The sequence below is a fragment of the Mycolicibacterium confluentis genome, from assembly GCF_010729895.1.
Classification (GTDB): domain Bacteria; phylum Actinomycetota; class Actinomycetes; order Mycobacteriales; family Mycobacteriaceae; genus Mycobacterium; species Mycobacterium confluentis.
In genome coordinates this window covers 5,780,623-5,803,057 of sequence record NZ_AP022612.1, presented here as the reverse complement: position 1 = coordinate 5,803,057, position 22,435 = coordinate 5,780,623, and the positions used below count along the sequence as shown (strand labels likewise).

General features: G+C 68.7%; 21 protein-coding genes. 16 read left to right on the top strand and 5 right to left on the bottom strand.

Annotated features, from left to right (window positions below; translation table 11 throughout):
• Nucleotides 1–108: 108 nt before the first annotated feature.
• Both G6N34_RS27220 and G6N34_RS27215 read left to right on the top strand, forming a co-directional pair.
• On the top strand, nucleotides 109–597 hold the full coding sequence (locus tag G6N34_RS27220) for an SRPBCC family protein (RefSeq protein WP_085150301.1): 489 nt from the start codon (nucleotides 109–111) through the stop codon (nucleotides 595–597).
• Between the two features lie 11 nt (nucleotides 598–608).
• Nucleotides 609–1,400 (top strand): acyl-CoA thioesterase, encoded by a 792-nt coding sequence (locus G6N34_RS27215; protein WP_085150303.1) that lies wholly within the window; start codon nucleotides 609–611, stop codon nucleotides 1,398–1,400.
• 4 nt (nucleotides 1,401–1,404) lie between these two features.
• On the opposite strand, the gene G6N34_RS27210 is transcribed toward G6N34_RS27215, so the two are convergent.
• Nucleotides 1,405–1,869, bottom strand: coding sequence for a GatB/YqeY domain-containing protein (locus G6N34_RS27210; RefSeq protein WP_085150305.1), 465 nt, complete (start codon nucleotides 1,867–1,869; stop codon nucleotides 1,405–1,407).
• 130 nt (nucleotides 1,870–1,999) lie between these two features.
• On the opposite strand from G6N34_RS27210, the gene G6N34_RS27205 reads away from it, so the two are divergent.
• From G6N34_RS27205 to G6N34_RS27185, 5 genes are read left to right on the top strand one after another with little or no spacing between them, the layout of a single operon-like run.
• Nucleotides 2,000–3,247, top strand: a complete 1,248-nt coding sequence (locus G6N34_RS27205; RefSeq protein WP_165763641.1) for a DUF7847 domain-containing protein — start codon at nucleotides 2,000–2,002, stop codon at nucleotides 3,245–3,247.
• 10 nt (nucleotides 3,248–3,257) lie between these two features.
• Complete coding sequence (locus G6N34_RS27200; RefSeq protein WP_085150310.1) at nucleotides 3,258–3,911, top strand: DUF4129 domain-containing protein; 654 nt, start codon at nucleotides 3,258–3,260, stop codon at nucleotides 3,909–3,911.
• Complete coding sequence (locus G6N34_RS27195; protein ID WP_085150312.1) at nucleotides 3,908–5,053, top strand: DUF4350 domain-containing protein; 1,146 nt, start codon at nucleotides 3,908–3,910, stop codon at nucleotides 5,051–5,053. The genes G6N34_RS27200 and G6N34_RS27195 overlap by 4 nt, the downstream gene beginning before the upstream one ends.
• Complete coding sequence (locus G6N34_RS27190) at nucleotides 5,050–6,036, top strand: AAA family ATPase (protein WP_085150314.1); 987 nt, start codon at nucleotides 5,050–5,052, stop codon at nucleotides 6,034–6,036. The genes G6N34_RS27195 and G6N34_RS27190 overlap by 4 nt, the downstream gene beginning before the upstream one ends.
• A complete protein-coding gene (locus G6N34_RS27185; protein ID WP_085150316.1) occupies nucleotides 6,036–7,358 on the top strand; it encodes a DUF58 domain-containing protein in 1,323 nt (440 codons plus the stop codon). The genes G6N34_RS27190 and G6N34_RS27185 overlap by 1 nt, the downstream gene beginning before the upstream one ends.
• A gap of 4 nt (nucleotides 7,359–7,362) precedes the next feature.
• Here the strand turns inward: G6N34_RS27185 and G6N34_RS27180 are convergent, their stop codons facing one another.
• Nucleotides 7,363–8,355 carry a stage II sporulation protein M gene (locus G6N34_RS27180; RefSeq protein ID WP_085150318.1) on the bottom strand — a complete coding sequence of 331 codons (993 nt, stop codon included), beginning with the start codon at nucleotides 8,353–8,355 and terminating at the stop codon, nucleotides 7,363–7,365.
• 27 nt (nucleotides 8,356–8,382) lie between these two features.
• On the opposite strand from G6N34_RS27180, the gene G6N34_RS27175 reads away from it, so the two are divergent.
• From G6N34_RS27175 to lfrA, 3 genes are all read left to right on the top strand, one after another.
• The gene (locus G6N34_RS27175) at nucleotides 8,383–9,387 is read left to right on the top strand and encodes an RDD family protein (protein ID WP_163645559.1); all 1,005 of its coding nucleotides are present in this window, start codon (nucleotides 8,383–8,385) and stop codon (nucleotides 9,385–9,387) included.
• Nucleotides 9,388–9,623: 236 nt separating this feature from the next.
• Nucleotides 9,624–10,190 carry a TetR/AcrR family transcriptional regulator gene (locus G6N34_RS27170; RefSeq protein ID WP_085154470.1) on the top strand — a complete coding sequence of 189 codons (567 nt, stop codon included), beginning with the start codon at nucleotides 9,624–9,626 and terminating at the stop codon, nucleotides 10,188–10,190.
• 28 nt (nucleotides 10,191–10,218) lie between these two features.
• Complete coding sequence (lfrA, locus tag G6N34_RS27165) at nucleotides 10,219–11,793, top strand: efflux MFS transporter LfrA (protein WP_085154468.1); 1,575 nt, start codon at nucleotides 10,219–10,221, stop codon at nucleotides 11,791–11,793.
• Here the strand turns inward: lfrA and G6N34_RS27160 are convergent.
• Nucleotides 11,696–12,871, bottom strand: coding sequence for a cation:proton antiporter (locus tag G6N34_RS27160; protein ID WP_085154466.1), 1,176 nt, complete (start codon nucleotides 12,869–12,871; stop codon nucleotides 11,696–11,698). The two genes, lfrA and G6N34_RS27160, sit on opposite strands and share 98 nt — an antisense overlap.
• A gap of 206 nt (nucleotides 12,872–13,077) precedes the next feature.
• Between G6N34_RS27160 and G6N34_RS27155 the strand changes: the two genes are divergently transcribed.
• Entirely contained in the window at nucleotides 13,078–13,797 is a 720-nt protein-coding gene (locus tag G6N34_RS27155; RefSeq protein WP_085154464.1) for a PadR family transcriptional regulator, read from the top strand.
• 38 nt (nucleotides 13,798–13,835) lie between these two features.
• On the opposite strand, the gene glpK is transcribed toward G6N34_RS27155, so the two are convergent.
• The gene (glpK, locus tag G6N34_RS27150; RefSeq protein WP_085154462.1) at nucleotides 13,836–15,353 is read right to left on the bottom strand and encodes a glycerol kinase GlpK; all 1,518 of its coding nucleotides are present in this window, start codon (nucleotides 15,351–15,353) and stop codon (nucleotides 13,836–13,838) included.
• A 35-nt stretch (nucleotides 15,354–15,388) separates the two neighbouring features.
• Between glpK and G6N34_RS27145 the strand changes: the two genes are divergently transcribed.
• A complete protein-coding gene (locus G6N34_RS27145) occupies nucleotides 15,389–16,168 on the top strand; it encodes a class I SAM-dependent methyltransferase (protein WP_085154523.1) in 780 nt (259 codons plus the stop codon).
• Nucleotides 16,169–16,196: 28 nt separating this feature from the next.
• Here G6N34_RS27145 and G6N34_RS27140 read toward each other — a convergent pair whose 3' ends face one another.
• Nucleotides 16,197–18,962, bottom strand: coding sequence for an Ig-like domain-containing protein (locus G6N34_RS27140; protein WP_163645557.1), 2,766 nt, complete (start codon nucleotides 18,960–18,962; stop codon nucleotides 16,197–16,199).
• A gap of 28 nt (nucleotides 18,963–18,990) precedes the next feature.
• Between G6N34_RS27140 and G6N34_RS27135 the strand changes: the two genes are divergently transcribed.
• From G6N34_RS27135 to G6N34_RS27120, 4 genes are all read left to right on the top strand, one after another.
• Nucleotides 18,991–19,401 carry a hypothetical protein gene (locus G6N34_RS27135; RefSeq protein WP_085154460.1) on the top strand — a complete coding sequence of 137 codons (411 nt, stop codon included), beginning with the start codon at nucleotides 18,991–18,993 and terminating at the stop codon, nucleotides 19,399–19,401.
• Between the two features lie 300 nt (nucleotides 19,402–19,701).
• Nucleotides 19,702–21,183, top strand: a complete 1,482-nt coding sequence (locus G6N34_RS27130) for a glutamate-cysteine ligase family protein (protein ID WP_085154458.1) — start codon at nucleotides 19,702–19,704, stop codon at nucleotides 21,181–21,183.
• The gene (locus G6N34_RS27125; protein ID WP_133057805.1) at nucleotides 21,180–21,698 is read left to right on the top strand and encodes a hypothetical protein; all 519 of its coding nucleotides are present in this window, start codon (nucleotides 21,180–21,182) and stop codon (nucleotides 21,696–21,698) included. Before G6N34_RS27130 ends, G6N34_RS27125 begins: the two co-directional genes overlap by 4 nt.
• A 45-nt stretch (nucleotides 21,699–21,743) precedes the next feature.
• On the top strand, nucleotides 21,744–22,412 hold the full coding sequence (locus tag G6N34_RS27120) for a class I SAM-dependent methyltransferase (protein ID WP_085154454.1): 669 nt from the start codon (nucleotides 21,744–21,746) through the stop codon (nucleotides 22,410–22,412).
• Nucleotides 22,413–22,435 lie beyond the last annotated feature (23 nt).

Genomic DNA, 22,435 nt, shown 5'->3' with positions numbered 1-22,435 from the left:
GCGCCGGGCGAACCCGGGTGCGCCTTGGTCGAAGGCCGGCCTATCGCTGCCGGCCCGCGCGCCAAATCCGGCGTGACGTGCGGCACGGGCACGTGCCATGCTCATGCGATGGCACGCTGGTTTGCGCTCGAACCCGCCGACGCGAGGTTCCTGGACACCGCCCCGCACATCTTCCGCTACGAGAAGCACTACGACGCCCCACCCGAGCGGGTGTGGGAGTCGCTGCAGTCCGACGAGTCGCTGGCCGCGTGGGGGAACTCCGTCTCCTCGCTGACGTGGACGTCGCCGCGACCGTTCGGCGTCGGCAGCACGCGCGAGGTCGGGTTGGGTCCGGCCGCGGTGCGGGAGCACTTCTTCCGCTGGGACGAGGGGCAGGGCTACTCCTTCTACGTCACCGAGGCCAATGCACCGCTGTTCCGCCGGTTCGCCGAGGACTACGTGGTATTGCCCGACGGCACCGGCACCCGATTCATCTGGAAGGTCGCGATCCAGCCCAGGAATGCGCTGCGCCTGCCCTTCAAGGTGCTCGCGCCGGTCCTCAAGGCCGGGTTCGGCCGGTTGGCCACCGATGGTGGGAAGTACTTCGCCACCCGATAGGGTCGGCGAACGTGACAGGTGTCAATAAGAGCTGGATCGCTCAGCTCCTGCAGTTCGACCGCGACGGCGACACGTTCGTGGTGACCGAGCCCCCAGCCGGTCCGGGCAGCCGACTGTTCGGTGGGCTGATCGCGGCGCAGTCATTGGGTGCGGCCGGAGCAACGGTGGAACCCGACAAACACCCGCACTCGCTGCACCTGTACTTCGTCCGCGGCGGCAGCTACGACGCCGAGGTCGAGTTCGTCGTCGAGCGCACCCGCGACGGCCGCTCGTTCGACACGCGCCGGGTCACCGCAACGCAACACGGCAAGGTGATCATGGAGATGATCACGTCGTTCCAGATCCCTGAATCAGGCGTCGACCACCATCCGCCAGCCATCGACCCTGTCGGCCTCGACGGGATGTCCCCGCAGACCCCTCCCATCGAACTCGCCGACAGGTTCGAATTCCGCTGGAAGGCGTCCGACAGTCCCTTCCCGGTGCCACCGCTGTGGCTCCGCACCCGCGACGAGATCGAGGACGATCCGCTGGTGCGCGCCTGCACACTGGCGTTCATGTCGGACTTCGGCACGGTGCCGGGGGCGCGGCCACCCGGAACCGTGGTCACCCCGGAGGCCGGCTTCGCGACCAGCCTCGACCACGCGGTGTGGTTCCACCGCCCGTTCAACCCCCATGAGTGGCACCGCTACGACCTGCGCAATATGAACAACAGCGGCTCCCGCGGCCTGGTCACCGGCTCGTTCTACGACACATCGAACAGGTTGGTGGCCACAACCACACAAGAGGCCCTGTTCCGGTTCTGACCCGTCAGAGGCGGTCCTTGACGAACGCCGAGATGCGCGCGCCGTCGGCCTTGCCCTCGGCGATCGCGGCGGCGGCCTTCATCACCTGGCCCATCTGTCGCATCGTCGGCGCCTCGCCGTTGGTCTCGGAGACCTGAGCGATCGCGGTGTCGACGACGTTGGCCAGTTCGTCGTCGTTGAGCGGGGTCGGCAGGTACTCGTCGATCACGAGGGCCTCGGCGCGCTCGTTGGCGGCCAGTTCGCCGCGGCCGTTGGTGACGTAGATCTGGGCGGCCTCGCCCCGCTTGCGCGACTCCCGAGCCAACACCTTGAGCACGTCATCGTCGGTCAGTTCTCGAGGTTCCTTGCCGGCGACCTCTTCGGTCTGGATGGCGGCCAACAGCATCCGCAGTGTCGCGGTCCGCAGCTTGTCCTTCGACTTCATCGCGTCCGTCAGATCTGTCCGCAGGCGGTCCTTGAGTTCGGCCATGCCTGCGACGCTACGCCGCGGGCACCCGCGCGGACCGTTTTGCCGATCCGCCACTGGGGATCGTCGTGCCAAACTGGTCGGAAACCGATCATCATGATCGGGGACGACGACAGGGGATCTCTCGGTGACCATGCCACCACAGGGTCAGGGTTGGCCGCCGCCGGAGTATTCAGGCGGCGAACCCTCCGGATACGGCGCCGGCTATCCGCCGCCCGGTTATCCGCCACCGGGATACCCGCCGCAGCCCCCGCCCGGATACGGCCCCCCTCCTCCCGGGTATGCGCCGCCCGCCGGCAGTGCGCCCCCGCCCGGCTACGGCCCACCACCCGGCTACACACCGCCTGGATACACACTGCCGGGCTACGGCCCGCCCCCGGGTTACGGCGCCGCGGCGGGATATCCACCCCCACAGCTGGAGCTCAAGCCCGGCGTGATCCCGCTTCGTCCGCTCACGCTCAGCGACATCTTCAACGGCGCTGTCGGCTACGTGCGCACCAATCCGAAGGCGACGTTGGGCCTGACGACGATCGTGGTGCTCATCAGCCAGATCATCGCGCTCGCGGTGCAGCTCGGGCCGATGCGGACCGTCGCGGAGATGGACCCCGAGGACGCGGGTTTCGGTACGGCGTTCGCGGCCGCGATCTGGAGTGAACTGCCCGGCACCATCGTGACCCTGCTGGCCTCCACGGTGCTCACCGGCATGCTCACCGTCGTGATCGGCCGCGCGATCTTCGGCACTTCGATCACCATCGGCGAAGCGTGGCAACGCATTCGAGGCCGCCTGCTGCCGCTTCTGGGCGTCACGCTGGTGCTGCTCGGTGTCGTCCTGGCGGCGCTGGCGGCCCTGGTGTTGATCACCACGATGTTCATCGCTGCTGCCGGTCCGGTGGGTGGAGTGGTGATCGGCATCCCGCTGGCTCTCGCGGCCATCGCGGGCGGCCTGTGGTTCGCCGTGATGACGTTGTTCGCACCCGCGACGGTGGTGCTGGAGCATCAGCCCGTGATGGCCTCGATCTCCCGGTCGTTCGCGCTGGTGCGCGGAAGCTTCTGGCGCATCCTCGGGATCTGGCTGCTGACGGCGTTGATCACTTACATCATCGCGTTTGCGGTCGGCATCCCGTTCGCCATCGCGGGACTGCTGATGGGAGGTCTGACCTCCACCTCGGGTTCCTCGTTCATCGGCGCGATGATCCTGGCCAGCATCGGCGGGATCATCGGCCAGATCATCACGACGCCGTTCACCGCCGGTGTGACTGTCCTGCTCTACACCGACCGACGGATCCGCGCGGAGGCCTTCGACCTGGCGCTGAAGACCGGTGCGACGGCCAATCCCGCCGACCCCGGATCGACAGACCACCTGTGGCTGGTCCGACGCTGAGGTCACGCCCTTGCCAACCGTAGACATCGACCGTGACACCGCGCACGACCTTGCCCAGAGTGAGCTGAGTAAGCCGATCTACCCCCGGGCCTCGGCGTCGGACCGGCTCACCGAATGGCTCGACGAACTCCTGTTCCGCATCGTGTCCAAGGGTTCTCAGATCCCGGGTGGGTTCCTCACGATCACTCTGCTGGTGATCCTCGTGATCGTGGCCGTCGTGGTCGCTGTGCGTATCGCGCGAAAAACCATGCGCACCAACCGCGGCGACGACTATGCGCTGTTCGGAACGGCTGACCTGAGCAACGAACAGCACCGGCAGACCTCCGAACAGTACGCAGCCTCCGGCGACTGGGCCGCCGCCATTCGACACCGCCTGCGCGCGATCGCGCGGCAACTGGAGGAGACCGGGGTGCTCACCCCGGTGCCCGGCCGTACGTCGTACGAGCTGGCACGCGCGGCCGGCGTCTCCATGCCTGACCTGTCCCGCGAATTCCTCGACGCGGCAACCGCATTCAACGACGTCACGTTCGGCGAACGTCCCGGTACCGAAGCCGGCTACCGGTTGATGTGCGCACTGGACGACCACCTGCGTGCCCGCCCCCGCGGTGCGACGGATTCCGGTGGTGCGGCGCCCATGGACGCATCCTGGGCGGAGGTCGGATGACCGCCACCGTGCCCGCGACACTTCGTCGCGGCAGGACGTGGCGATGGGTCGCGCTGGGCATCGTCCTGATCGTGCTGCTCGCCGCGATCACGACCTGGTTGACCGCGCCCCGCGACGGCGGCCTCCTCGATCCCGACGCGACGGGACCCGACGGTGCGCATGCGTTGGTGGCACTGCTGCGCGATCAGGGCGTCGACGTCGAGGTCGCGTCCACCGCCTCCGAGGCCGCCCGGTTGTCCGGACCGAACACCCTGCTGCTCGTCGGTCAGACCTACAACCTGTGGGAGGAAGACCTGCTCACGACGCTGGCCGACGCCTCGGGAGACCTGCTGCTGATCAACCCGAGTGCGCGCACACGGGAGGCCCTGGCTCCGAAGTTGGAGTACGCGCCGCAGACGTCGTTGACCGGCGAACCCGACTGCGATCTGCGGGAGGCGCAACAGGCGGGCACCGTGTGGTTCAGTTCCACCTACGCATTCGAGGGCGACGACGGTGTCGAGGTGACCTCCTGCTACGGCGGTGCGCTGGTGCGCTATCGCGACGGTGGGCGCACCGTCACCGCTGTCGGCACCACCGATTTCGTGACGAACTCGACGCTGCTGCGCGAGGGCAACGCCGCACTGGCGATGAATCTGGCGGGCTCGCATCCGCGCCTGATCTGGTACGCGCCGCAGGAGATGGAGGGTGATCACACCGGGTCGGCCCACATCACCGATCTGATCCCCGATCGGTTCAACTGGATCGTGCTGCAACTCTGTCTCGCCGTGCTTCTGGTGGCGCTGTGGCAGGGCCGACGGCTGGGTCCGCTTGTCTCCGAACGACTTCCCGTCGTGGTGCGCGCGTCCGAGACCGTCGAGGGCCGCGGCAGGCTGTACCGGTCACACCGAGCCCGAGACCAGGCCGCCGCGGCACTCCGCACGGCCACGCTGCAGCGCCTGCTCCCCCGGCTAGGCCTCGCAGCCAACGCGGATCCGTCGGCGGTGGTCGCCGCGGTCACGCAGAATCTTGCCCAGCGGGGCGGCGACAGCGACCCGCTCTCGGTGCAGCACACCCTGTTCGGGCCGGCCCCGGCCACCGACGACGATCTGGTTCATCTGGCTCACGCCCTCGACGACATCGAAAGGCAGGTCGCGCACTCGTGACTCACCCCACCACTTCGGCCCCGCCCGAGTCCGCCGCCTCGGAATCGGCGCGGGCGGCACTGCTGGCGCTGCGCGCCGAGATCGCCAAGGCCGTCGTCGGCCAGGACGCCGTGGTCAGCGGACTGGTGATCGCCCTGCTGTGCCGCGGGCACGTCCTGCTCGAAGGTGTTCCGGGCGTGGCCAAGACGCTCCTGGTCCGCGCTCTGTCCGCGGCGCTGCAACTCGAGTTCAAGCGGGTTCAGTTCACGCCGGACCTCATGCCCGGCGACGTCACCGGATCGCTGGTCTACGACGCCCGCACCGCTGCCTTCGAGTTCCGTCAGGGCCCGGTCTTCACCAACCTGATGCTGGCCGACGAGATCAACCGGACACCGCCCAAGACCCAGGCCGCGCTGCTGGAGGCCATGGAGGAACGGCAGGTCAGCATCGACGGTGAGCCCAGGCCACTGCCGGACCCGTTCATCGTCGCGGCGACCCAGAACCCCATCGAATACGAGGGCACCTACCAGCTGCCCGAGGCGCAGCTCGACCGGTTCCTGCTCAAGCTGAATGTGCCGCTGCCCCCGCGGGATCAGGAGATCGCGATCCTGGGCCGGCATGCCCACGGTTTCGACCCGCGGGACCTGTCGTTCATCCAGCCCGTGGCCGGGCCGGCCGAACTCGCGGCGGGCCGCGACGCGGTCCGGCAGGTGCTGGTGGCCAACGAGATCCTGGGCTACATCGTCGACATCGTCGGCGCGACCCGGAACTCACCGGCCCTGCAACTCGGCGTCTCGCCGCGCGGTGCGACCGCGCTGTTGAACACCGCCCGATCCTGGGCCTGGCTGTCCGGACGCAACTACGTCACCCCCGACGACGTCAAGGCCATGGCGCGCCCGACGCTGCGGCACCGCGTGGCGCTGCGTCCCGAATCCGAACTCGAGGGTGCCACGCCCGACGGCGTGCTCGACGGGATTCTGGCCGCGGTCCCGGTTCCACGCTAGTGATCCTCACCGGACGCGCCGGCCTGGTGGCACTGCTGTGCGTGCTGCCGGTGGCGTTGGCCCCCTGGCCGGCAACGGCTTTCGTGGCGCTTCTCGCGCTCCTGGCGGTGGCCGTGCTGCTCGATGTGGCGCTCGCGGGCAGCCCTCGCGCGCTGCAGTTGTCCCGCGCGGGGTCGACGTCGGCGCGCCTCGGTGAGCCCGTCGACGTCGAGCTGCAGGTCCGCAACACCGGCCGCGCCCGGTTCCGTGGCGTCGTACGCGACGCGTGGCCGCCGAGCGCACGCGCCGAGCCACGCAGCCACCCTGTCGATCTGGCTGCGGGACAACATGTTTCCGTGCCGACCCGGCTGATGCCAGTGCGCCGTGGGGACCAGGAGTCCGCGGTGGTCACCGCCCGCTCGATCGGGCCGCTCGGGTTGGCGGGCAGGCAGTCGACGCATCGGGCGCCGTGGAGCGTGCGCATCCTGCCGCCGTTCCTGTCCCGCAAGCACCTGCCGTCCCGGCTGGCCAAGCTGCGGGAACTCGACGGGCTGATCCCGGTGCTGATCCGTGGACAGGGCACCGAATTCGACTCGCTGCGCGAGTACGTCGTGGGCGACGACGTCCGCTCGATCGACTGGCGCGCCACGGCACGGCGTGCCGACGTCGTGGTGCGCACATGGCGACCCGAGCGCGACCGCCGAGTTGTCGTGGTGGTCGACACGGGCCGGACCTCGGCCGGCCGTGTCGGCGTCGATCCCACCGCGAGCGACCCCAGCGGTTGGCCCCGCCTGGACTGGTCGCTGGATGCCGCTCTGCTACTGGCCGCGCTGGCGGCACGCGCCGGCGACCACGTCGACTTCCTCGCCCATGATCGGGTGGCCCGCTCCTCTGTGGTGGGCGCGAGCCGCACCGAACTGCTGGCCCGCCTCGTGGAGGCCATGGCGCCGCTGGAACCCGCCCTGGTGGAATCCGATTTCACGGCAGCGGTTTCGGCGATCCAGCGCCGGGTGCGCCGCCGCGCACTGGTGGTGCTGCTCACCGACCTCAACGCCTCCGCGCTCGACGAGGGCCTGCTCCCGGTGCTGCCCCAGCTGTCCACCCGGCACCAGGTGATCGTCGCGGCGGTCAGCGACCCGCGGGTTGAGGAGTTGGCCGAAGGTCGCTCTGACGCCGCGCAGATCTATGACGCCGCGGCCGCCGAGCGCTCCCGCAATGATCGGCGCGCGCTGGCCGCCCGGATGCGCAAGCACGGCGTGGAGGTCGTCGACGCCCCACCGGAGGAGTTGGCGCCCGCGTTGGCCGACCGGTATCTGGCCATGAAGGCCAGCGGTAGGCTCTGACCCGTCACCGGGTGGGTACGACGTCCGGCGCGTCGGCCAGGTCGCCCGTCTCGCCGGCCCGGACCGCCCGTCGCCCGAAATAGATGATGTAGGCCAGGAATCCGACCTCGGCGAGCACCCCGATCGTGATGCGCAACCACGTCGGGAACGGCGCGGGCGTCACCAGTGCCTCTATCAGGCCCGAGATCAGCAGGACCACGACCAGACCGACCGCGACCGAGACGACGGCGCGGCCCTGTTCGGCCAGCACCTGACCACGGGGACGGTCGCCCGGCGCGATCACCGACCACCCCAGACGCATGCCCGCGGCGGCCGCCAGAAACACCGCGGTCAACTCGAGCAGGCCGTGCGGCGTGAGCAGACCCAGGAACAGGCCGCCCTTGCCCGCGGCGAACATCAGGCCACCGGCGACTCCGACGTTGAGCGCATTCTGGAACAGCACATAGGGAATCGGCAGGCCCAGCACCACCGCGAACCCGATGCACTGCGCGGCCACCCAGGCGTTGTTGATCCAGACCCGCAACGCGAAGGAACCCGCGGGGTTCTCGCTGTAGTACGACTCGAAGTCGTGGTCCACCATCTGCGCGATCTCCGACGGTGTGCCGATCGTCGCCTGAACCTCGGGATTGCTGGCCACCCAGAAACCGATCGCGATCGCCACGACGAAGAAGGCGATCGCCGAACCCAGCCACCACCGCCAGCTTCGGTAGGCAACCACCGGGAAGGACACCGTCCAGAACCGGATGAATTCACTCCACAGTGGGGCGTGCGCGCCCGTCACGGCTGACCGGGCGCGCGCGACGAGCGTCGAAAGGCGCCCGATGAGGGCGGAATCGGTCGACGAGGACCTCAGCATGGACAGGTGCGTGGAGACCCGTTGATACAGGTCCACCAATTCGTCGACCTCGGCGCCGGAGAGATTCCGTCGACGCTTGGTGAGGTGCTCAAGCCGATCCCAGGTGGGGCGGTGGGCCACCACGAACGCGTCGACATCCACCTGGGGAATTCTAGTAGCGTCGTCGGCATGGTCGGAACGCCAAAGGATGCCGTGGTCACCGGCGATGCGGTGGTCCTCGACGTTCAGATCGCCCAACTGCCGGTGCGCGCGGTCGCAGCGCTGATCGACATCGTCGTGATGCTGCTGGGTTACGTGGCCGGGGTGGCGCTGTGGGCGATGACGCTGCTGCAGTTCGACACCGCCTTGTCGGCCGCGGTCCTGATCATCTACACCGTGCTCGTCATCGTTGGCTATCCCGTGGTGTTCGAGACGGCCACCCGCGGTCGCACACTCGGCAAGATGGCGATGGGCCTGCGAGTGGTCTCCGAGGACGGCGGCCCGGAGCGGTTCCGGCAGGCGCTGTTTCGGGCGCTGTCCGGGTTCGTCGAGATCTGGATGCTCAGTGGCGCTCCCGCGGTGATCTGCAGCCTGCTCTCGCCGAAGGGCAAGCGCATCGGCGACATCTTCGCCGGCACCGTCGTGATCAGCGAGCGCGGCCCCAAACTCGCCCCGCCCCCGGCCATGCCGCCGGCGCTGGCCTGGTGGGCTTCGTCGCTGCAGCTGTCCGGGCTGCGGCCCGAGCAGGCCGAGTTGGCTCGCCAATTCCTGTCCCGCGCACACGAACTCGAACCGGCGCTGCGCGATCAGATGGCGGCGCGGATCGCCGGTGAGGTCGCGGCCCAGATCTCGCCGCCACCGCCGCCGGGCGCACCGCCGCAGTACATGCTGGCGGCGGTGCTGGCCGAGCGTCATCGTCGCGAACTGGCCAGGCTCTCCGCCCGACCCGCTGCGGGTGGATTCCCGATGGCGGCGCACTTCCCAGCGACACCGATGTCCGTGGCCCCGATGCCTGTGGCCCCAATGTCTGCGCCCGCGACCCCACCCCCGGCGTTCGCGCCGCCGACCCCACCTCCGACCTTCGGCCCATCCCCGGGTCCGACTCCCCCGGCGGCTGCAGACTTCACTCCACCCCCGGCGCCCGCACCGGCACCCGCCCCTCCGCCCAGCACGGGCTTCGTCCCACCCGCCTGATCCGCCGGTCCCGTCGCCGAGAGTCGACTTGTTGACGGGTTTTCCCAGGTGAGGGTGTAAACAAGTCGGCCCTCGGCGCGGGCTGCGCGCCCACCCCTGCGAGCGGAGCCGCGCGGGCTGCGCGCCCACCCCTGCGAGCGGAGCCGCGTGGGCTGCGAGCCCACCCCTGCGAGCTGAGCATCCCAGTGTGGGACATCACTGTCCCATTTTGATCCATTTGTGCTATTTTCTGATGCATGGATGAGTCGGAGCGGGGTGCCCGCGCGCGCACGAGGAGAGCGATCCTCGACGCCGCGGTGTCCGTGCTGTCCGACCGACCCGGTGCCCCACTGGCGGAGGTCGCCGACGCCGCCGAGGTGGGACGAAGCACCCTGCACAGGTACTTTCCCGAGCGCACCGACCTGATCCGGGCCCTCGCACTGCACGTGCACGCCCTCAGTTCGGACGCCATCACCGCGGCCGAACCCATGTGCGGCCCTCCGGTGCCTGCGCTGCGGCGTGTTGTCGAGTCTCAACTCGAGATCGGGCCCCTCGTCTACTTCATCTACAACGACCCCACGGTGTTGTCCGATCCCGAACTTGTGGCCCACATGGAAACCGGTGACGAGGCCATCGTGGAGATCCTCGACCGGGTCTCGGTGGACCGGCCCAACATCCCGCCCGGGTGGGCCCGGCGCGTGTTCTGGGCGCTGCTGGGGGCGGGCTTCGACGCCATGAAGTTCGATGGCATGCCACGCCACCAGGTCGCCGACGCGATCATGACCAGCCTCACCGAGGCCACCATCTCTTCCCCTTCGGCCTGACCGGCCTTCGTTCTCAGGAGTAGTTCCCATGTCCACCCGCCTCGATTCGGCGGACACTTCGGCGTCGTCGCAGTCCACTCCACGCACCGCGTGGTTCGCGCTGGCAGTGCTGATGCTGCCGGTGCTGTTGATCGCCATCGACAACACCGTGCTGGCCTTCGCGCTGCCCTCGATCGCCGAGGACTTCCGTCCCTCGGCGGCCACCCAGTTGTGGATCGTCGACGTCTATTCGCTGGTGCTCGCGGCTCTGCTGGTGCCGATGGGCAGCCTCGGCGACCGCGTCGGACGGCGCCGCCTGCTGCTGATCGGTGCCACGGGCTTCGCGGTGGTGTCGGCCGCGGCGGCCTTCGCTCCGAGCGCGCATGCCCTCGTCGGGGCGCGAGCGCTGCTCGGCGTCTTCGGCGCGATGCTGATGCCGTCCACGCTGTCGCTGATCCGCAACATCTTCATCCAGGATTCGTCGCGCCGCCTGGCCATTGCGATCTGGGCCTCGTGCTTCACCGCTGGGTCCGCGTTGGGCCCCATCGTGGGTGGCGTTCTCCTCGAGCACTTCCACTGGGGTTCGGTGTTCCTGGTTGCGGTGCCGATCTTGTTGCCGCTTCTGGTGTTCGCACCGAAACTGGTTCCTGAGTCGCGGGATCCGAATCCGGGCCCACTGGACATGCTGAGCATCTCGCTGGCGTTCGCCACGATGCTGCCCATCGTGTGGGCCGTCAAGAGCGCGGCGCACGACGGGCTCTCGGTGACCGCCGGTGCGGCCGCGGCGCTCGGTGTCGCAGCGGGGGTGTGGTTCGTCCGTCGCCAGAACCGAAGCCGTACACCGATGCTCGACATGAGCCTGTTCACCTACGGTCCGTTCAGTTCCTCGGTGCTGGCCAACTTCCTGTCCATCGTCGGCTTGATCGGCTTCCTGTTCTTCATCTCGCAGCACCTGCAGTTGGTGCTCGGACTGTCGCCGTTGATGGCCGGACTGGTCACGCTGCCGGGCGCGCTGATGTCGATCGCCGGCGGCATGGGCGTGGTCAAGCTCGCGAAACGCTTTGCCCCGCAGACCCTGATCGTGGCGGGCCTGCTGCTGGTGTCAGCCGGCTTCGGCCTGATCCTGCTGTTCCGCCACGACCTGACCATCGCGGCGGTGATCGCGTCGTTCGTGATCCTCGAACTCGGTGTCGGCGTGTCGCAGACGGTGTCCAACGACACCATCGTCGCCTCGGTCCCGCCCGCGAAAGCGGGTGCGGCGTCCGCTGTCTCGGAGACCGCTTACGAGCTCGGCGCGGTCGTCGGCACCGCGACGCTGGGCACGATCTTCACGGCCTTCTACCGCGCCAACGTCGTGGTCCCGGCGCAGTTGTCGGATCAGGCCGCGGCCGACGCCACCGAGAGCATCGGCGGGGCCACGGCCGTCGCACGGGAAGTGTCGCCGGCGGTGGCCGAACGCCTGCTGGACTCGGCGCGCACGGCGTTCGACTCGGGCATCGCACCGACCGCGGCCATTGCCGCGGCCCTCACGCTGACGGCTGCGGTTCTGGTGGCCCGGGCGTTTCGTGGATACGACGTCGGTGCCTCGCCACGCGATTCGCAATCGACACCGCAGCAATCGTGACCAGGGCGCCGAGCATCAGCGCGGCCGGCTCCCCGGGGGCCAGCAGGTGGTCCTCGGTGCCCAGGGTGGCCGCCGCAATCGGCACGCCCAGCTGACCCGACGCCAGCACTGCCAGGGTCAGCGGCTGACCGGTAAAGACCGCAACGGCATGCGCGGCAACGGCCCCCAGTCCCAGGGCCACTCCCAGGGCGATCAACCGGGGATGGTGCGCGAGTTCGCGCACATCCAGTGACGCGCCCAGCCACACGAAGAAGACCGGCCCGAAGAACCCCTCGGTGATGCCGAACAGCTGCCGCGCCAATCGCCGCGGCTGCCCGACCGCACCCACGGCCAAGCCGAGGGTGAAACCCGCCAACATCGTCGAGACGTGTGCGGTGGTGGCGATGGCCGCCAAGGCGAACAGCAGCAGCAGGCTGATTCGGAGTTCAAGGGCGAATCGGTGGCGTTCGGAGTACTTATGGAACCGGCGCAGCCTTCGGCGGTCCACCAGTCGCAGCAGCCCGTAGATCACTGCGGCCGCGCCCGCGACCACCACGGCTCCCACTGCCGTGCGCACCGCGCGGTCGGTCTCGATCACCAACGGCACCAACACGATTGCGGCGGTGTCGGCGATGGCGATCTGTGCGGTGACCGACAGCACGGGTGGCCCGTCCAGCTCAAGCGACTGAATCAACGGCAGTGCCAGCGCCGCCGACGAGGACGCCATCAGCACCGCGAACAGCAGGATGTGACCGCCCCCGAAGACCGCGTCCAGCAGCACCGCAAGGCCCGCGGCCACGACACCGATCAGTGCGGAGCGCGCGACCGCTGCGGGTAGCGCACCGCGCAAACCGATCTCGTGGATCGGGACGTGGGTGCCGACGACGAACATCACCAACGCGAAGCCGACTGCGGCCAGCATGGCGAAGGTCGGCTCATCCGGATCAAGAACGCGCAGGCCGGTGTTGCCGATCACGAGACCGGCCGCGAGTTCTCCAATGATCACCGGCAATCGGAGACCCGGGGCGGCGGCCAACAACGGTCCGACCAGACCGATGGCCGCCAGGAGGGCCAGGTCGTCGAAGCCGAAATCGCCCATTCGCCGAGGTTAGACCCCTCTCAGCGACCACACACTGGCCGCCGCGTGACTGTTGACTCCGAAGGGCCAGGCCGCACTCTAAGCCGCCGTGAGCGGCCGCGCCCTCTCCCGTTCGGAATATCTGGTTGCATCGCGACACACTTCCGATATATCGTTACTGTATCGGAACGCGGGAGGCGTTCCCACCCACTTCCAGGAGAAGACCTATGAACACCCCATTCACACCCCCTCAAGGCCCCTTTGGTTCCGGCCAATCACCGCTCGGCGCCGGCCCGCCCCCCTTCGGCGCAGGTCGCCGCGATTTCCGCGACGCCCGCCGCGAGGCCCGTCGCGAGTTCCGGGATCACGTCCGGGAACACCGCGGCGGCCCGTTCGGCCCCGGCTTCAACGGCCCCAGCGGCCTCAGCGGCTACGTTCTGCCCTTCGGACCGGGCTTCGGTCCCGCGTTCGGAGCCGGCGGCCGGGGTCGCGGAGGCGGCCGCGGACGCGGCAGGCGCGGTGACGTGCGCATCGCGATCCTCAAACTGCTCGCCGAACGCCCCATGCACGGCTACGAGATGATCCAGGAGATCGCCGAGCGCACTCAGCAGTTGTGGAAGCCCAGCCCAGGCTCGGTGTATCCCACGCTGCAGATGCTTGAGGACGAGGGCCTGATCGTCGCCGCCGCGGAGCAGGGCGGCAGCAAGAAGCTCTTCGAGCTCACGGAGCAGGGGCGCGAGGCCGCCGACAAGATCGAGACCGCGCCGTGGGACGAGATCACCGAGGACGCCGACCCGGGGCAGATGAACCTGAGCGCGGCACTCGGACAGCTTGCCGCCGCGGTCGCGCAGTCGACACATGCCGCCTCTGCCGAGCAGCAGCAACGCATCATCGACATCGTCAACACCGCCCGGCGCGAGATCTACCAGATCCTCGGCGAGGACTAGGGATTTGTGGAGTCTCAGCGCCGCCGAGACTCCACAGATCACTCCACGTCCACCCAGTCCAGGGTCCGTTGGACGGCTTTCTGCCAGCCCGCATAACCCTTGGCCCGCTGGTCATCGGTCCACTCCGGTGACCAGCGGCGGTCCTCATGCCAGTTGGCTCGCAGCTCTTCGGGATCCGACCAGAACCCGATACCCAACCCGGCGGCGTAGGCCGCACCGAGCGCAGTCGTCTCCGCGACAACGGGTTTCACCACATCGACGCCCAGCACATCGGACTGGATCTGCATGCACAGCTCGTTCGCGGTGATGCCGCCGTCGACCTTGAGCACCTCCAGGTGCACGCCGGAGTCGGCCTCCATGGCGTCTACGACATCGCGGCTCTGATAGCAGATCGCCTCCAGCGCAGCGCGAGCCAGATGCGCGTTGGTGTTGAACCGCGACAGCCCGACAATCGCGCCGCGGGCATCCGAACGCCAATACGGTGCGAACAGCCCCGAGAATGCCGGCACGAAATACACGCCGCCGTTGTCCTCCACCTGCCGGGCCAGCGCCTCACTCTGTGCGGCCCCGCTGATGATCCCCAGTTGATCGCGCAGCCACTGGATCGCCGAACCCGTCACAGCGATCGAACCCTCCAGGGCGTACACAGGTTTGGCGTCCCCGAACCGGTAGCACACCGTGGTGAGCAGGCCATTGCCCGAGCGCACGATCTTCTCACCGGTGTTGAGCAGCAGGAAATTGCCTGTGCCATAGGTGTTCTTGGCCTCACCGGCCGAAAGGCACACCTGCCCGACCATCGCGGCCTGCTGGTCACCGAGGATGCCGGTCACCGGGATCTCCGCCCGGATCGGACCGCTGTCGAAGGCCACGCCGTAGGGCTCGGACACCGAGGACGACTCGATACTGGGCAGCATCTGCCGGGGAATCCCGAAGAACGACAACAGTTCGTCGTCCCAGTCGAGCGTCTCCAGGTTCATCAGCATGGTGCGGCTCGCGTTGGTGACGTCGGTGACGTGCACGCCGCCGCGGGCACCGCCGGTGAGGTTCCACAGCACCCAGGTGTCGGCCGTGCCGAAGAGCGCATCGCCGCGTTCGGCGGCCTCACGGACACCGTCGATGTTCTCCAGGATCCACTGCACCTTGCCGGCCGAGAAATACGTGGCCGGCGGCAGACCGGCCTTGGTGCGGATGACGTCGCCGCGCCCGTCGCGGTCCAACGCCGACGCTATGCGGTCGGTGCGGGTGTCCTGCCAGACAATCGCGTTGTAGAAGGGCCGTCCCGTCCGGCGATCCCACACCAGTGCGGTCTCGCGTTGATTGGTGATGCCGAGCGCCGCCAGGTCAGAGGGCCGCAACCCGGTGTTGTTGAGCACCGACACCAGCACCGAAACCGTGCGTTCCCAGATCTCCACGGGATTGTGTTCGACCCACCCCGCCTGCGGCAGGATCTGCTCGTGTTCGAGTTGGTGCCTCCCGATCTCACGCCCGGCGTGGTCGAAGATCATCGCACGCGTGCTGGTGGTGCCCTGGTCGATCGCCGCCACAAAGTCAGCCAAGGTGTCTCCTCCGGATTCACTTCCGACCGTCCATGATGGACTACATGGGCCGCAGGCAGGCAGACATGACCGACATTGATCGGATGCCCCGGGGCGGCTTCGACGCGTCGTGCCTGGACCGCCTGCTGCAGACCAACCGACTCGAATACCTGGACCGCGACGATGTCGACGACCACGTCAAGCGACAGGTGGTCTCGGCGCTGGACTGGACCGGGCGGGTGTTCGGCAACCATCAGCGGTTCGCCCATACGGCCCTGGAGTTGGTCGCTGCGGTACCCGATCCAAAGATCCTCGAACTTGGTGCCGGACATGGCGCGGTGTCCCGGCTGATCCTCGACGATCACCCGACTGCTGAGGTGACCGTGACCGACCTCAACCCCGAATCCGTCGCCCGGATCGCGGCAGGAGATCTGGGGACGCGGCCCCGTGCCACGGTGCGCCAGATGGATGCGACGGCCATCGACGCCCCCGACGCGTCGTTCGACCTGGTGCTGTTCGCGCTGTCGTTCCACCATCTGTCGCCCGGGCAGGCCGCACGGGTCTTCGCCGAGGGCACCCGGGTCGGGCGGCAACTGCTGATCATCGATCTGCCCCGGCCGCCGGCACCGCTGCATGTGCTGCGCCTGGCGACCATGCTGCCGTGGGCGCCTGTGCTCCCCTTCGTGCACGACGGCGTGATCAGTTCACTGCGCTGCTACAGCCCGTCGGCGCTGCGGGCACTGGCCCGGCACGCGGATCCCAGCATCGACGTCAAGTTGCGCGGCGGACTCACCGGACCGCAGATCGTGGTGGCGCGGCGGACGCACCCAGAGTGAGACTCTGGGTGCGTCCGGCATGCCAGATTCAGGCCGCCACCGGGCCCGATTGGGCCCCGGCCTTCTCGACCACGATCGTCTCGTAATCGTTGCTCTGCCAGGCATTCATGAAGGCGCCGATCGGCACCGCCATACCCTGACCGAACTCTGGACCGCTGTCGTTGAGGTACACCAGACCCTTCTTCAGGTCGACTGCGATCACCACCACCGCGTGGTCGGAGTTGAAGTAGTTCGGTGTACCCGAGGCTTCCATACCGTGGGCGGCATTCCAGATCACGGAACTGTTGACGAAGGCAATGATGGCCTTGCCCTGCTGCAACGCCGCCTCGGCATCGCTGAGGGCGCGCTGCCCGTCCACCAGCGTCGCCGCGGTGACGTTGCCGTCGTCGTCGACGGTGTTGTACTTGGTGAGGGTGGCCTTGACACCGAAGTTGGTCTCCATCAGCACCACCGCGTCGGCCTCGGCCACACCGTCTTCGATGTTCTCGTCCAGATACATCTTCTGCCCGGGAGTCTCCACGCTGTCAGAGGTTTTCGCGATCTCCACCATCAGAGCCTCGGCGGGAGTCGGTTCGCCGGTGACCTGGGCCACCGCCATCGCCGACGCCATCAGCACACAGTTGAAGTAGCTCTGTTTCACCCAGTACACGGCGTTGCTCAGGTCGCCGTACATGCCGTCACCGCGCACCACCAGCACGACCTTCTCCTCCGCGGTGTCGGGGGACGCGAGCCCGATCCGGATCGCCAGCGAGTGCAGCCACTGCTGCACCCCACCCAACAGGCCGGGCAGCTTGGCCCTCGACCCGTTGTTGATCACGACGGTGAAGCTGTCGGTGATCCCGGACTGGATCAAGGTCGAGTCCGGCGTGTAGGTGTACTTCCCGGTGTCCGGGTCCAGGTCGACGGTGCCGTACCGAGGCCCCTCTCCAAGAGAGTAGGTGGGGGCGAATCCGTTGTTGGAGCTGCCATTCAGGTCGCCGGAGATCTCCTTGTCGGGTCCGGTCGCAGGGCTCTGGGTCGCGTCCACTGTGGGCGGCCGGTTGAACAGGATGTAGTTGAGCTGGTCCACCAGGCCCGCGAAGAGCCCACCCGGCGTGGTGGCCCGCTGTACGGTCGCGGCGTTGCCGGTTCCGGCTGAGCCGTTGCGGCCGTCGTCGCCGTCATCGCCGTCGGTCGACGATCCGGTGCCGCCGGCGCCACCCGCACCGCCTGCGCCGCCGTAGCCGGGGTCACCGACGCCCGCTCCGCCGTCAGCACCAGCACCCGCGCCATCGCCGCCGTCACCACCGGTGCCTCCGTCGGCGCCGGTCGTGCCTGCCCCACCGATTCCGCCGACCCCGCCAGCACCACCGGTGCCGCCGTCACCGCTGACCTGGGTGGCCGACCCGGCGCCACCGGCGCCGCCGTCACCACCTTCTCCGCCGAGACCAGCGGCCCCACCGAGCCCTGACCGTGTGGTGCCGCCCCCTCCGGCGGTGCCGCCCTGACCGCCGGCGCCACCGGCACCGGCAGCCGAGATCGCGGTCGCTGCACCACCGGGGCCACCCCGGCCACCCCTGCCTCCGTCACCGCCCGCGCCGCCGCGCCCGTCGACGTCTGTGGTGTCGCCGCCCTCACCGCCGACACCTCCCTGGCCGCCCGCGCCGCCTGCACCGCTGGTTCCGGCCCGACCATTCGACGCGAGCACGAAGAGGTAGCGTCCGACCCCGGCCTCACCGCCCTGGGCGCCGCCGACGCCTCCATCGCCGCCCGTACCGCCGTCCCCGGCAGCGCCGCCGTCACCGATGCTGACGCTCGTGCCGCTGGCGCCCTTACCTCCGTTGCCGCCGGTCCCACCAGCGCCACCGGAGCCCCCGTCGCCGCCCATGCCGAGGAACCAACTGCCGTTCCCGCCGTTTCCACCAGTTCCGCCGGGTCCACCGGGCAGACCATCGCCACCGCGCTCGCCGGGAGTGCCACCGTTGACACCGACTCGGCCGATCTGGCCGAAGCCGCCGCTGCCACCGTCACCGCCCCTTCCGAGCAGAGAGAACATTCCGACGCTGCCGCCGTTCCCGCCGTCACCACCGCCGTATCCGCCAGTGCCGCCGTCCCCACCGTCACCGAACCAGAGGCCGCCGTTGCCGCCGTCGCCCCCGGCACCGCCGTGGGGTCCGACACCGCCCGCGCCGCCGGCACCGCCATTGGCGAACACCGCGAACAGGCCGCCGCTTCCGCCGTCACCCCCTGCCCCACCATTCGTGGCGGCACCACCGGCGCCGCCGTTCCCTGCGGCGCCCCACCACGAGAAGAGGCCGGTGTCACCACCATTGCCGCCACGACCGCCGGTGGAGCCCGCCGGCACCGAGTTGCCGCCGCGGCCGCCATCACCGCCGTCGCCGTAGAAGAGGCCAGCGGTGCCGCCCCGCCCGCCGATCGCACCGGTGGTTGCCGCGCCGCCTGCACCGCCGTGGCCCCACAGGATCGCCCGGCCACCGTGGCCACCGGCGCCGTCGTTGACCCACGCCACGCCGGCGCCGCCGTCTCCCCCGTTGCCGAACAGCCCGGCGTTACCGCCGTTTCCGCCGTTGAATCCTGCGCCGCCGTTGCCGATCAGTCCGCCGTTGCCACCCTTGCAGGCGACGGTGGGGCATGTGTCGGCGGTCCACGAGTAGCCGTTGCCGATGATGATGCCGCCGTTGGGGCGCGTGGCCGTGCCATCACCGAAGAAGAAGCCGACGACGTCCTCGGGAGTCGGCAGGGCTGGTGGTTTGAGCGCCGCTGCCGGGGCAGGCAGTGAGGCAACGGAATTCACGGACGTTGCTCTCACCGATGCGGCGAGAGTGTCCACGCCCGAGTCCGAACCCGATTTCTCCAGGGCTGCAAGCCTCTTCGCTATCCGGCTGGACATCTCGGAATCGGCGAGGCGAGTCGGCCGTGCGGTCGACCGCTTCGCCGAAGCGGGTACGGAGTCGTCGTCCGACTTCGATGCCGACTTCTCCAGAGCGGCAGCCCTGTTCGCGATGCGGTTGGACACCCCGGAGTCACCGGCGGCGGGGGCGGGCCCGGCGGTGAACAGTCTGTTCGCCCTGCTGCGCGTGCGGTCGGCGGTCGAGCCGGAGGCGTCGCCGCCACGCTGTGCCGACGGCGCTGACGCGGAGTCCCCGTCGGTCTCGGCGCAGGCGACTCCGGCGCCGAGGGTCAGTGCCGCCCCGACCCCCAAGGTGACCGCACCCGCGCCCAACCAGGCGTAGGGCTCGATGCGACGCTGCCGGCGACGGCGACCTCTCGGCTTCCCTGAACGTGTTTGGGAGTGCGGCGACATCGTCGGCTCTTGACCCATGCGCGAAACCTTTCCGGTGGTCGACGGGAAAATGCTTGAAGAAGCAATGAAAATATAGACTCCGGCGTTAATATTCGGAACGGTTTCTGAGCAAGTCCGCCACGCTTCGGCAATCTCGCGCTCCGAAACGCGATTCAAGGAGCAGGGGGTGCGGGCTGACGACTCTGCGCGAACTCCGCCCTAGACGCCGGAGCGTGGCTAGCATCGCGGTGTGGGCGAAGAGGTCAAGGCGACGCACTACACCCGCGCACATCGCCAGGAGTACCGCCGAAAGGTCCAGCTGTGCCTGGATGTTTTCGAGACCATGCTGGCGCAGTCCAGTTTCGACATCGACAGGCCCCTGACCGGCATGGAGATCGAGTGCAACCTCGTCGACGGTGACTATCAGCCCGCGATGAGCAACACCGATGTGCTCGCCTCGATCGCCGACCCGGCCTATCAGACCGAATTGGGCGCCTACAACATCGAATTCAACGTCCCGCCGCGACCACTGCCGGGACGTTCGGCACTGGAACTCGAGGGGGAGGTCCGAGCCAGTCTCAACGCGGCAGAGGAGAAGGCCAACCGAAGCGGTGCCCACATCGTGATGATCGGCATCCTGCCGACCCTGATGCCCGAACACCTCGCGCAGGACTGGATGAGCGAGTCGATCCGCTACCGTGCCCTCAACGATTCGATCTTCACGGCACGCGGTGAGGACATCGTGATCGACATCGACGGACCGGAGCGGTTGTCGATGCTCGCCGAGACCATCGCCCCCGAATCGGCCTGCACCAGCATGCAACTGCATTCCCAGGTGTCCCCGGCCGACTTCGCCGCCAGCTGGAATGCCGCGCAGGCTCTGGCCGGACCCCAGTTGGCCCTGGGCGCCAACTCGCCGTTCTTCTTCGGCCACCAGCTGTGGGCCGAGACGCGCATCGAACTGTTCGCGCAGGCCACCGACACCCGCCCAGAGGAACTCAAAGCGCAGGGCGTTCGACCCCGAGTCTGGTTCGGGGAGCGCTGGATCACCTCGATCTTCGATCTGTTCGAGGAGAACGTGCGCTTCTTCCCGTCCCTGCTGCCCGAACTGTCCGACGAGGATCCGCAGGCCGAACTGGCCGCCGGTCGCACCCCGACGCTGTCGGAACTACGCCTGCACAACGGCACGGTCTACCGATGGAACCGCCCGGTGTACGACGTCGTGGGGGGACGTCCCCACCTTCGAGTGGAGAACCGCGTGCTGCCCGCGGGGCCGACGGTCGTCGACATGATGGCCAACGCGGCGTTCTACCACGGAATGATGCGCATGCTCTCCGACGACGATCGCCCAGTCTGGACCAAGATGAGTTTCGCTGCGGCAGAACACAATTTCCACAACGCGGCCCGGTACGGGATGGAGGCCGAACTGTACTGGCCGGGACTGGGCGCCGTGACGCCGCAGGAACTGGTGCTGCGCCACCTGCTGCCACTGGCACACGAGGGCCTGCAGCGCCGCGGCGTGGCCGGGGAGGTTCGGGACCGCTACCTCGGTGTCATCGAGCACCGCGCCAAGTCCGGTCGCACGGGTGCGGCCTGGCAGGTGGGCACCGTGCACGCACTGCAGGAACGCGGGCTGACACGGCCGCAGGCCCTGGCCGACATGCTGCGCCTGTACTGCGAGCGCATGCACAGCAATGAGCCTGTGCACTCGTGGGACGGTCCCGCGGCGTGACCCGTGATGAGACGCCCTACGGTTCGCAGCATCGGCACTGGCTGCTGCTCTCCGCGGGCCTGCTCGTGCTTGTGGTGGTCTCCGCGCTGGCGGGGTGGGTGATGTCCGGGCTGATCACCGCGCAGCATCGGCCCGAGGTGAATGTGTCGCACACTCTCACCGAGGAGCAGGCCCGCGATCAGGCCTGCAACGCCTATCGAGTGGCCAGCCGCCAATGGGAGCAGGCCTACGCCGAATGGCTGCCTGTCGTCAGCGGACCCCATTGGCAATGGGGCGACCGGGCCGTGAAGGCGGCCACCAATCGGTTCACGCAGGCCGAGAGCGCGATCGCCGCCCAACTCGAAAGCCTGATCCCACCCAACACCCCGACCAACGTCGCGCAGGCGATCCGTAGTTACACCGGCGCGCTGCTGGAGTATTCGGCCGGGCACGGTGCGGCCAGCGATCCCGAGATGGACGGCCAGGAGAACCAAATCGACGACGCCGCCGAGAGCGTCGCTGCCGCCTGTGACTGACAGACCCACAAACACCTGTCAGCTCGCGGGCGTACCGTGACCGTCATGAGTTCTGACGTCATGGACTGGGACGACGCATACCGGGGCGAGGGCAAGTTCGAGGGTCCGCCGCCGTGGAACATCGGGGAGCCGCAACCTGAACTCACGGCGCTGATCGACGACGGCAAAGTCACGGGTACCGTGCTGGACGCCGGGTGCGGGCACGCCGAGTTGTCACTGGCACTGGCGGCCAAGGGGTTCACCGTCGTCGGCATCGATCTGGTGCCCACGGCTGTGGCCGCGGCGCGCCGGGCGGCCGAGGAACGAGGGTTGACCACAGCGACATTCGTCGAGGCCGACATCACGACATTCACCGGGTTCGACGAGCAGTTCAACACCATCCTCGACAGCACGCTGTTCCACTCGCTGCCGGTGGAGGGTCGCGACGGCTATCAGCGGTCGGTGTTCCGCGCTGCCGCCCCCGGTGCCCACTACTACATCCTGGTCTTCGCCAAGGGTGCGTTCCCGCCCGATCTCGAGGTCAAGCCCAATGAGGTCGACGAAGACGAGTTGCGCGAAGCCGTCGGCAGATACTGGGTGATCGATGACGTGCGCCCGGCGTTCATCCACGCCAACGATCTGCAGATCCCGGGTGTGCCCGCCCCGCCGCATCCCCGCGACGCCAAGGGCCGCCTCAAGTTTCCGGCGTTCCTGTTGAGCGCACACAAGGAGTAGCGCCGCCGCCGGTGAAGGGGGTC